Genomic DNA, 11117 nt, shown 5'->3' with positions numbered 1-11117 from the left:
TTTCTGTGGATTAAATAGATTCCCAAGCAAAAAAAAGTTCTCTAAAAAGCAAAAATTAATTCTTCAAAAGCAAAAATATTTCAAAAGCAAATTTTCAAAAACCAATTAAATTTCAAAGCAAAAAAAGTACAGTAATATATTTTGTTGTCCAGGGCGTTAATTGCTATTGGTTGTTGCTAGCAAAACGACAGGTTATGATTTTGTTAAGGCCATAAAAATATATTGTTTTTACCAGAAAAACAATATTAAACTTTATATTTTATTTAACATCATAGTTACTCACCTCTAAAAGATTGCCATCCGGGTCGCGAAAATACACAGAACGAATGGGGCCTGTAGCCCCCGTCCTTGCTACGATTCCGCCTTCCAGTACTGCTATATTATTGTCTTGTAATTCCCGTAAAATTTTTTCTATTGGCGTATCAGAAATGAAACAAAGATCTGCAGATCCCCTCGTAGGTGCCGTGGCTTTAGGAGGCAAGTGATGTCAATATCTTTTACCGTTAAAACCAGGTGATCTAAGTGGTGAATGATCATATGGGAAGAATTTTAGGTAGGTGATCCGGAAGATATCCCCGGGACATTGGTTCATATTATCCGCCGGGGACATCCGCTAAGATAGCTTTTTGCTTTCTGCTTTCCGCCTTCGGCTTACCGGAATTTGTCTTATTTTAGTCCCATCTTGGAATTAGTATCAGCCATAAAACAGGGGGACGAGTTGTCGTATGAGCAGGCATATATCAGCTGCCGCGATAAAGTATTTTATTATTTCCTGAAAAAAACCAGGTCAGAAGAAGATGCCAGCGATTTATTACAAACTACTTTTCTGAGATTGTGGCAGTACCGTAGCTCCCTGAATGAAGACTATTCCCTCGACCAACACCTCTTTAATATTGCTTATACAGTATATGTAGATGCGCTTCGCCGTCAACAGAAAGTCATGCGCATTGACCATGCCCTTCATACCGAAGCCCCGGAAGAAGCCGTAGCCATAGATCCCGTAGAACAAAAAGAAATGGATCATCGCCTGCAGGTACTGCTGGAACAACTGCCGCCGGAAAGAAAGAAGGTCTTCATCCTGCACCGCCTGGAAGGATACTCTTATAAAGAAATAGCCGCCGAGTTATCCATCTCCGTAAAAACAGTAGATAACCACGTGGCCAGAGCCGTGAAATACCTGAAAAAGTATTTCATACTCTTGTCTTTTGTTGTTTTCTAACTAAATGATATTCAGGTAGATAAAAATTTTTTCAAAAAAAACGCACCCAGGTGAGGATTTTTTTCATAGGCTGCGTATTACTTAATAACAGCGGATCAATTATCAATGAAGATTTCCAGGAAACGTATCGCACAATATTTAAATCCGCTTCCGGACCGGGAGCAGGAAAAAAAAGAATGGGATAGCTTCGACCACAGCATCGATAAAGATCCTGCATTCTGGCAACATTCCTGGAACGTTATTCAACAACAAAGAAAACGGCAGGTACTGATCCGCCGCATGAAACAGATAGCAGTAGCAGCCGCCCTCTCCGGCGTCATGCTGGGTAGTTATTACTGGTTCCGGCATACACCGTCGCCGACAGCAGTACCGGTAATAGCGGCAGCACAGCTGAAAACGATTACCAACGCCACCGCCGAAGCGATGGACCTGTTGCTCGACGATAGCACCACCGTAACGCTGTTTCCTGCATCCAGTCTGCATTACGCCGCGGCATTTCCGGGCGCCGTCAGAAATGTATACCTGGAAGGCACCGCCCTGTTTAATGTGCAACATGATGCCGCCAAACCATTTACCGTGTTTAATAACGGCATCGCCACCACGGTATTAGGTACCACGTTTAAAGTGACCGCAGCAGCCGGCGACCACAAAACAAGCATCTATCTCTATAAAGGTAAAGTAGTGATCAGATCAGCAGATTCACTACAGGCAAAATTACGGCAGGACTATTACCTGCTGCCGGGAGATGTATTCAGCTATGACCGTAACAATGGCCTGGCCGTATTGACGAACAGCCGTCCACCCGCCAGCCGCCCACCGGAGCATAGCAACAATGCCACCGTATCTAACTGGTATATGTTCGAAAATCAGGAACTGCCACAGGTACTGGATCAACTGTCTGCCATCTACAATGTACCCGTACATTATAATCCGGCAGACCTGAAAGGAATAAATTTCATCGGTAAAATAGATCGCACCGATTCTCTGGAGAACGTTTTGAAAGATATCGCGTTATTGAATCATTTGATTGTCGTGAACAATGGAAAGAACTACAGCCTAAAGAAGCAGTAAGCCAAAATTAAAAAATACCACCAGCAGTGATTATTGCATCCCACCAGCAGTAATAACTGATATGCACACACGTAGCATTCCGGACATGCTATGCCAGCATTTTAATGTCAAATTCTAAAACTAGTAACAGTGCCAAACAGACTTCGTTTATCAACCACAGTCGGGTATTTTTTGTGTACCCTATTATTATGGTCCTGGTCCGCCAGCTATGCACAGGAAAAAACTGGTAGCGTAAAAGGAATTGTGAGAGATGAAAAGGGAGAGAAGATGCCTTTTGTGAACGTAATTGCCCGTAACTCCTTATCCAACCTTAGTTCTGGCGCACAAACAGATTCGCTGGGCGTATTCACCTTCTCCCGGCTACCGGTCAATGGTACCTATACTTTTGTGATCAGCAGCATCGGCTACGAACCACAAACGCTGTCGGGCTATACCCTGAAAGCAGGAGAGTCTACCTCTATACTCGTGAAACTCCGCAGCAGCACCGCTTCGCTGAATGAGGTGATTGTAGTAGGATATGGTACCCAGCGCAAAACGGATCTCACAGGATCTATTGCTACCATCGGACAAAAAGAACTGACACAAGGCGTTAACAACAATGCGTTACAGGCACTCAACGGTAAAGCCGCGGGCGTATATGTGAATCAATCCAGCTCCGCACCGGGTGGTGGCGTCAATATCCGCGTAAGAGGCGCCGGCTCGATCAACAGCGGCAACGATGTGCTGGTGGTGGTAGATGGATTGCCCGGCGTAAATCCTGCTTCCATCAGTCAGGATGATATTGAATCCGTTCAGGTGTTGAAAGATGCCAGCGCCGCTGCCATCTACGGTTCCAGGGCTGCCAATGGCGTGGTACTCATCACCACCAAAAAAGGAATCGTGGGTAAAACTACCATCACCTACGACGGCTATATCGGCATGCAGCAAATCGCGAAAAAAATGGATGTCCTCAGCGCGCCACAATACATGCGCGTGCTGAATGAATTGTCCGTGGCACAAAATCAGCCGGAAGTCTTTACCAAAGCACAGATGGACGCGGTGGGCAATGGCACCGACTGGCAGGACCAGATCTTTAAAACCGCCATGGCGCATAATCACCAGCTCTCCATGTCTGGCGGCGCCAAGAATAATAAATACTATGTGGGCTTAAATTATTTTAACCAGGATGGTATCCTCGAAAATACCAACTTCGAAAAATATAACGCCCGCATCAACTACGAAATAACACCTTCCGACAAATTCAATATGCTGTTGTCGGTGAATCTCAACAGAACAAAAAACAACCAGCCCTATAACCAGACCGGGTTCAACGAAAACGCCGGCGCCATTAATACCGCGCTCAACTTCGATCCTACCATTTCCACGGAGAAAGATGCCAATGGCCGTTATCGTTTTAATCCGCTGATTTCACTCGAAAATCCGCTGGCCATTGTGAACGGTATTACGCAGTCGCAGGTGTTCAATAACAACTATGGTACGGTGATCGCTAACTATACGCCTATCAAAGACCTCACGTTTACAGCGAGACTGGGCGCAGATCTCAGCAATTCACGGGCAGACTATTACAACAGCCGTATCACGCAATACGGACTCAGTGCCGGCGGTATTGCTTCCATTACCAACGCAGAAAATTCGCATTGGATCATGGAATACCTGGGTAAATATGATAAGAAGCTGGGGGAACATAGTTTATCCCTTTTACTGGGAACTACCACGGAGCGATACGACTATCGTACCTCGTATGCCGATTCCCGTAATTTTTTATCAGACATCACCAACACTAACCTGTTGGGCAGTGGTGACGGGATCAGCGGCGATAATGTGAAAAGCGACCGCTCTTCCAATAAACTGAATTCATACCTCGGTAGACTGAATTATAATTATAAAGATAAATACCTGCTCACGGCCTCTTTCAGAGCAGATGGTACCTCCAGGTTTTCCGACAGTCATAAATACGCCATCTTCCCGTCGCTCGCCGCCGGATGGAATATTTATAAAGAAAAATTTTTAGAGCATAGCAAAACGATCTCCAACCTGAAGCTGCGCTTCGGCTACGGCCAAATAGGTAATCAGGCCATTGCTAATTTTGCCACGCTGCAAACATATATCGCCGGCGGCAAAGCCGTGTTTGGTGATAACCTGTACCAGGGCGCAGAACCAGCCAGGCTCCCTAACCCGGACCTCAGATGGGAAACCACGGAGGAATATAATCTGGGACTGGATTTTGGATTCTTTAACGAGCGTATTTCCGGATCGGTAGAATATTATGTGAAGAACTCCGGCGATCAGCTGTTTAGCAAACCGGTAGCCGCATTTACCGGCTTCTCTTCTCAGGTGGTGAACTTCGGGAGTGTGCAAAACACAGGGGTAGACATTCTCGTGAATACCCGCAACATCGTGAAAAGAGACTTTACCTGGGAAAGCAGTATCACCGCTTCTTTTCTGAACAATAAAGTAACCCGCCTGCCAGACTTTATACCGCAGGTGCTCACCGGCGCATTTTCTTTTGTGCCCAACTTTGCACTGGTACAAACAGGTTTGCCGATCTATTCTTACTACGGTTATGAGATTACCGGTATTTTTAAAGACAATGCACAAGCCGCTGCTTCCGGGCAGGCGGGCGCCAAAGCCGGTGACCCTATTTTCAAAGACCAGGATGGTAATAAAACCATCGATGCAAAAGACCGCACCGTACTCGGTAGTCCTTTGCCCAAATTTACCTGGGGATTCACGAATACGGTGACGTATAAACGTTTTTCCATGAATGTGCTGATACTCGGTGTACACGGTATTTCCACCCTCGACGACAATGCCATCGAATCATTGTACCCGATCAACTTCCAGCGCAACCATATGTCGGCCTACTACCTCGACAGATGGACGCCTGAGCACACCGATGCCAAATATCCTTCCGGCATCAACGCATCCCGTTACGGCGGACAGTATTCCGTGAATTCCATGACCGTGCAGGACGTTGCTTTTGTGAGATTAAAAACGCTCACGCTGAATTACAACCTCCCGGTACATAATAATACTATCAAAGGAATGTCAGTATATGGGGCGGCAGATAATTTATTCACCATCACCAACTATGATGGATATGATCCGGATGGAAATGCGCTGGGAGCCAGCGTTACCAAGGTAAGCCAGAACAGTTATCCCTTATCAAAGGTGTATCGTCTGGGTGTGAAAGTTAATTTTTAATCAAACGTAACCTAAAATATAAACCGATGAAAAAGGGGATGTTACTGGCATATTTGTCCATCGCTGCAGGTATACTTTTGTTGAGCAGTTGTAAGAAATTTTTAAAGGAAGATATATACACCCAATACGATCCTACCGCTTTTACAGGCACCACAGACGGCTTTGAAAAAGTGTTAAATGGCGCCTATAGCCAGTTGCAGGTAACGGGTAATCCCAACCGGAATGATGTATACTGCTTCAGTGAATTTTGTGCAGATGAAATGTGGGAAACCGGTGGCGGCTTTGAAGCACAGGCGAAGGATTTTATCAACTTCACCTGGGATGCCACCAACGCTATGTTTGCGGCCTCCTGGGGCAAATCCTACCAGGCTGTCAGGGATGCCAATGTGATCCTGGATAATAAAGACAATGCAGGTACCGTACCCGCCGATAAACTGAAAGGATATGTAGCAGAAGCAAGGTTTATCCGCGCAGCAGCCTATAGCTATCTGTATAATTTCTTCGGACCGGTGCCGCTGATCACCAGCGCTAAAAATGTAAATGGCTTACAGGCAAAAGCCAGCGATGATGAAATGAAACAGTTCATTATTTCAGAGCTGATCGCTGCCGCGCAGGATCTGCCGGTAACCACGGCCCTGAGAGGCAAGGCCACCAAGGGCGTAGCGCTGGCAGTGCTGTGTAAATTTTACCTGAACAAACATATGTGGACCGAAAGTGCTGCCACCGCACAACAGATCATCGATCTGAAAACCTATCGTCTTTTTGGCGATATCAGCCGGTTATTTGCCGTAGAAAATGAAAGCAATCCGGAATCCATTTATATATTTCCGTGTATTAATCAAACTGGTTTTGGCAACCTGGTGATGGCGCATACCTTCCCGCCGGGATATCCGATTCAAACCAACTGGATTATTTTCGGCGCACAGTTTAAATTATTCACAAAATTTGTGGATAGTTTTGACGCGGCCGACAAACGTTTAAAAATGATCCTGACACATTATACCAATACATCAGGTACTTATTTTGAGATGTCGAAAGACGCTACCGGCAAGGCATTGAACAACGCGCGTTCTTTCAAGTTTGTACCGGACCCCAACGGCTCCTCTGCTGATATGGGCAATGATATTCCGGTGATCAGGTATGCAGATATCCTGATGTCAAGAGCAGAAGCATTGAATGAACTGAATGGACCTACTGCCGAAAGCGTAGACCTGATCAACGAAATCCGCGAGCGTGCCGGCGTAGCTAAAATTTTGCTGGCAGACTATCCTTCTAAAATTGCGTTGCGTAATTTTATCCTGGAAGAAAGAGGCCGTGAATTTTTTGCAGAAGGCAAAAGGAGGGAAGACCTGATCCGGATGAATGTATTTATTTCCGGTGCGCAAGCCAGAGGTATGGCCGCGAAAGATTATCACGTATTGTATCCGATTCCGCAAACAGAAATTGATGCAGATAAAAACCTGGTGCAAAATGAAGGGTATAAATAAATTATTTTGGTGGTTTGGGATGCCGGTTGCGTTACTGGCACCCGTGTTACCGGGAGTTGCTGCGGCGCAGCTTCCGGTAACGGCCACGCAACAGGCATCGCCGGTTGCAATGGCATATTCGTCACCCGCAGTAGCGCAGCTTCCGGTAGTGGCCACGCAATACGCATCGCCGGTTGCAATGGCATATTCGTCACCCGTAGTAGCGCAGCTTCCGGTAGTGGCCACGCAACACACACCCGCTGCGGCGCAGCATACAACGTCCGCTGCCGCGCAGCGCCTCCCTACGCCCGCACAAGTGGCGTGGCAGCAAGCCGGCTTCGGTGTGGTATTTCACTACGACCTCCACGTATTCGACGGCAAGCCGTATAACCAAACGGCCAACAGGATTACGCCGGTGCCGGATTACAATATCTTTAATCCGTCGCAACTCAACACCGACCAGTGGATCAGCACTGCGAAAGCGGCCGGTGCTAAGTTCGCCATCTTAACCGTGACGCATGAAACAGGGTTTGCCCTGTATCAGTCGGATGTAAATCCTTATTGTTTAAAAGCCGTGAAATGGAAAGATGGTAAAGGAGATATCGTAGCCGACTTTATCCGCTCCTGCCGTAAGTACGGTATTCAGCCGGGATTGTATATCGGCATCCGCTGGAACGCCTTGATGGGCGTACATGATTTTAAAGTGCAGGGAACCGATTCAGTTTTCCGGCAGCAGCGGCAGCAACATTACAACCGGATGTGTGAAGGCATGGTGAAAGAACTTTGTACCCGCTATGGGCCACTGTTTGAAATCTGGTTCGATGGTGGTGCATCCGATTTGCAGGACGATGCACCGGATGTATTGTCAGTAGTAGAAAAGTACCAGCCCAACTGTTTGTTTTACTGGAGTGAGCAACGTTCCGATGCGCGTTGGGGCGGTTCTGAAAGTGGTACGGTCAGCTATCCTTGCTGGTCTTCTTTTCCCTACCCCAGTATGCTCACCCGTAAATATCCTGCTATTGCGGCCAATCATTTTCAGCTGGCTAAAACCGGTGATCCCAATGGCCGGTACTGGCTGCCCACCATGGCCGATGCGCCGTTGCGCGGATATAATGGCCGTCATGAATGGTTCTGGGAACCCAACGATGAAGCACATATTTATCCATTGGCCGACCTGGTAAAAATGTACTATCATTCTGTTGGGCGAAATGCTACCTTACTCCTGGGGCTCACACCCGATACCGCCGGCCTGCTGCCAGCGCCGGATGTAGCGCGCCTGCAGGCTTTTGGTGCTACTATCAGGGAACGTTTTGAAGCACCTGTGCAAACAAGTCCATCTTTACGATTATCTTTCCCCGAAAAAAAACAAGTCAACCAGGTAACGATCAGTGAAGACATTACACAGGGAGAACGCATCCGCCAATACACCCTGCAGGCCAAAGTAAACGGCCGCTGGAAAGATCTTTACCAGGGTACGGCCGTGGGGAATATGCGAATCATTACCTTCCCTGCGGTACAGGCAACCGCCCTGCAATTGCAGGTGCAGGAAAGTACGAATACACCGCTGATCCGATCTTTCAGCGCCTATAACATATCCGGTGAACCCATTGAAAATTAAAAAAATGGCCATGAAAAAACTCGTTTTGGGTGGATTAATGCTCCTCGGCATCTCTTCCACGGTACAAAGTCAAACTGCCAAATCGCCCAACATCATCTTCTTCCTGGTAGATGATATGGGCTGGCAGGATACATCTGTTCCTTTCTGGGACAGCATTACGCCGGCTAACCGGAAATTCCGTACGCCCAACATGGAACGTTTGTGTAAAGCAGGAACCAAATTTACCAATGCTTATGCGGCCTCTATCTGCACGCCTTCCCGTGTGAGCTTTCTGACCGGCATGAACGTGGCGCGGCACCGTGTGAGCAACTGGACATTCACAAAGAACCAGGCCGTAGATGGCGCCGATAGTCTGCTGACAGTGCCGGATTGGAATGTAAACGGCCTTTCGCCGATACCAAACCAGGAACGCAGCGTATATGCGACCCCGTTACCACAGGTGTTAAAGGACCATGGCTATTATACCATTCAATGCGGCAAAGCACATTTCGGTGCGTATCAAACCGTTGGGGCCGATCCGCTGAACCTGGGCTTTGTAAAAAACATAGGCGGCAACGCTGCCGGCAATCCCGCCTCCTACCTGGCAGAAGATGATTTTGGCCGCGTACCGGGCCACTTCAATGTGCGGGCGGAAATGCCTAACCTGGAAAAATACCGGAAGAAAAAATCTTTCCTCACGGAAGACCTCACACAGGAAGCCCTGCTGGCCATGGACACCGCGCAGTTAAAAAAACAACCTTTCTTTTTATACATGGCGCATTACGCGGTACACCTGCCCTACAACGCAGATGACCGTTTTATACAACGCTACCTCGATATGGGCCTGCCTAAACCGGAAGCCGCCTACGCCGCGCTGGTGGAAGGCATGGACCAGAGTCTCGGTGAACTGATGGACTACCTGGATCAACATCATCTTACAGACAATACCATCATTGTATTTATGTCTGATAACGGGGGCTTTTCGCATCCGCCAAGAGATGGTGGTCATAACACCCAGAACTATCCGCTGCGGGGCGGCAAAGGTTCTCTGTATGAAGGTGGGGTAAGAGAGCCCATGATTGTTCGCTGGAATGGTGTGACCAAGCCTGGTACGGTGAATGCACAGTATATGATTATGGAAGATTTTTATCCTACTATCCTGGAATGGGCCGGTGTAAAAAAATACAAAACAGTGCAAACTATTGATGGGCGCAGCATTGTGCCTTACCTGAAAAAGCCGGAGTTGCGGGATGATCGTCGCGCACTGATCTGGAATTTTCCGAACGACTGGACCGGCGGTAATCTGGGGGTAGATAATTACTGGTTAACGGCTATCCGTCAGGGCAAATGGAAACTGATTTATTTTGAAAAAGATCAGCGACTGGAGCTCTACGATCTGGAGGCAGATATTCATGAAGCCAATGATCTGGCGGCCCGTTATCCTGATAAAACCAAAGAGCTGGCGAAGTTGCTCACGCAACAACTCAAGCAACGTGGAGGACAACTACCGGTGTATAAAGCCACGGGAAAAACGGTGCCTTATCCCGATGAGGTATTGCTTCATTAAGTAGTGCTATAACAGGTATTGAAAAAAAGCTATCTCATTGGGATAGCTTTTTTATTGCGTTGCTGAAACTGCAAACAGCCTCGACAAAAGCCGGGCTGTTTTCATAATACAACATATGCCCGCCATGTATCACTTTTACAGTGGCATCCCGAAATGCAAAAGCTTTATGGGTTTTTGTACCGATAGCATGATCATCTGTTCCGGCAATAACGAGTACGGGTACTGCCAGTTTTCGGGTAGCAGGGGTGTAATCCTCAAAATATTCGGGGTATTGAGATGGTTTGGTCAAAATGCTCATGCCAAAATCTATGCTGCGTTTATAGTCGTCAACGTTCATCTGTTTAATAACAGTGGCGGTGTCGTCGGTGAGCATTTTATATCCCATCTTCCGCTGCCGCAATGCGGCAAAAGTATGTTGTTCCAGCCGGGTGAGACTATCCATTGTGATCCCGGTGGGAAGTACGGTATCCCTGCCCAGCAATTGAAGCTGGTATTGCACCCGCTCCACCATAGCATTGTATCCCATGGCATGAAGGGTTACATTGGCCAGCATCAGGGCTTTTACGCTTGCAGGGAATTGTTGGGCATAATTAAAGGCAATGATACCTCCGAATGAATGCGCCAGCACAAAGATTTTTTTTAATCCAAGATATTGTCGCAACTCCTCTATGTCATCCAGCATACGGGGAAGATGATAGTTCGCGGCATCCTGCGATTTACCGGATCCCCTTTGATCAAGGTACACCATGGTGAAGCATTTTTCCAGCGCATTGCCTTTCAGCAATTCAAAGGAACGACAGCCTTGCCCCGGGCCACCCGGAATAAAAAAGCAGTAAGGCCCCTTTCCGGATATCTTCACATATAGCTTTGTGCTGTCACTGGTGTTGAACATAAATGTTTGCTTAGTCTGTGATTGGCCATGGGCCGATAAGAGCAGCAGCATACAGGAGCAGTACAATAGCAGTGTAGTCAGTTTTTTCATAGCAAAATATG

The 11117-nt window shown here is 47.3% G+C and carries 7 protein-coding genes; 6 read left to right on the top strand and 1 reads right to left on the bottom strand.

Annotated features, from left to right (window positions below):
* Nucleotides 1–682: 682 nt before the first annotated feature.
* The 6 genes from VIP81_RS00125 to VIP81_RS00100 all read left to right on the top strand — a co-directional run bounded on the left by VIP81_RS00125 (nucleotide 683) and on the right by VIP81_RS00100 (nucleotide 10124).
* A complete protein-coding gene (locus VIP81_RS00125; RefSeq protein ID WP_331956440.1) occupies nucleotides 683–1219 on the top strand; it encodes an RNA polymerase sigma factor in 537 nt (178 codons plus the stop codon).
* A 105-nt stretch (nucleotides 1220–1324) separates the two neighbouring features.
* The gene (locus VIP81_RS00120) at nucleotides 1325–2290 is read left to right on the top strand and encodes a FecR family protein (protein WP_331956439.1); all 966 of its coding nucleotides are present in this window, start codon (nucleotides 1325–1327) and stop codon (nucleotides 2288–2290) included.
* 129 nt (nucleotides 2291–2419) lie between these two features.
* The gene (locus VIP81_RS00115; RefSeq protein ID WP_331956438.1) at nucleotides 2420–5494 is read left to right on the top strand and encodes a TonB-dependent receptor; all 3075 of its coding nucleotides are present in this window, start codon (nucleotides 2420–2422) and stop codon (nucleotides 5492–5494) included.
* Between the two features lie 26 nt (nucleotides 5495–5520).
* The gene (locus tag VIP81_RS00110; RefSeq protein ID WP_331956437.1) at nucleotides 5521–6981 is read left to right on the top strand and encodes a RagB/SusD family nutrient uptake outer membrane protein; all 1461 of its coding nucleotides are present in this window, start codon (nucleotides 5521–5523) and stop codon (nucleotides 6979–6981) included.
* The gene (locus VIP81_RS00105; protein ID WP_331956436.1) at nucleotides 6965–8578 is read left to right on the top strand and encodes an alpha-L-fucosidase; all 1614 of its coding nucleotides are present in this window, start codon (nucleotides 6965–6967) and stop codon (nucleotides 8576–8578) included. The genes VIP81_RS00110 and VIP81_RS00105 overlap by 17 nt, the downstream gene beginning before the upstream one ends.
* 10 nt (nucleotides 8579–8588) lie before the next feature.
* Entirely contained in the window at nucleotides 8589–10124 is a 1536-nt protein-coding gene (locus VIP81_RS00100; protein WP_331956435.1) for a sulfatase, read from the top strand.
* Between the two features lie 34 nt (nucleotides 10125–10158).
* Here the strand turns inward: VIP81_RS00100 and VIP81_RS00095 are convergent.
* Nucleotides 10159–11117, bottom strand: a 959-nt coding sequence (locus VIP81_RS00095; RefSeq protein WP_331956434.1) for an alpha/beta hydrolase, incomplete at its 5' end; no start/stop codon positions are given.

This window comes from Chitinophaga sp. (genome assembly GCF_036566945.1).
Classification (GTDB): Bacteria; Bacteroidota; Bacteroidia; order Chitinophagales; family Chitinophagaceae; genus Chitinophaga.
Note: the sequence above shows the minus strand (reverse complement) of the source record. Positions and strands in the feature narration are given on the sequence as shown.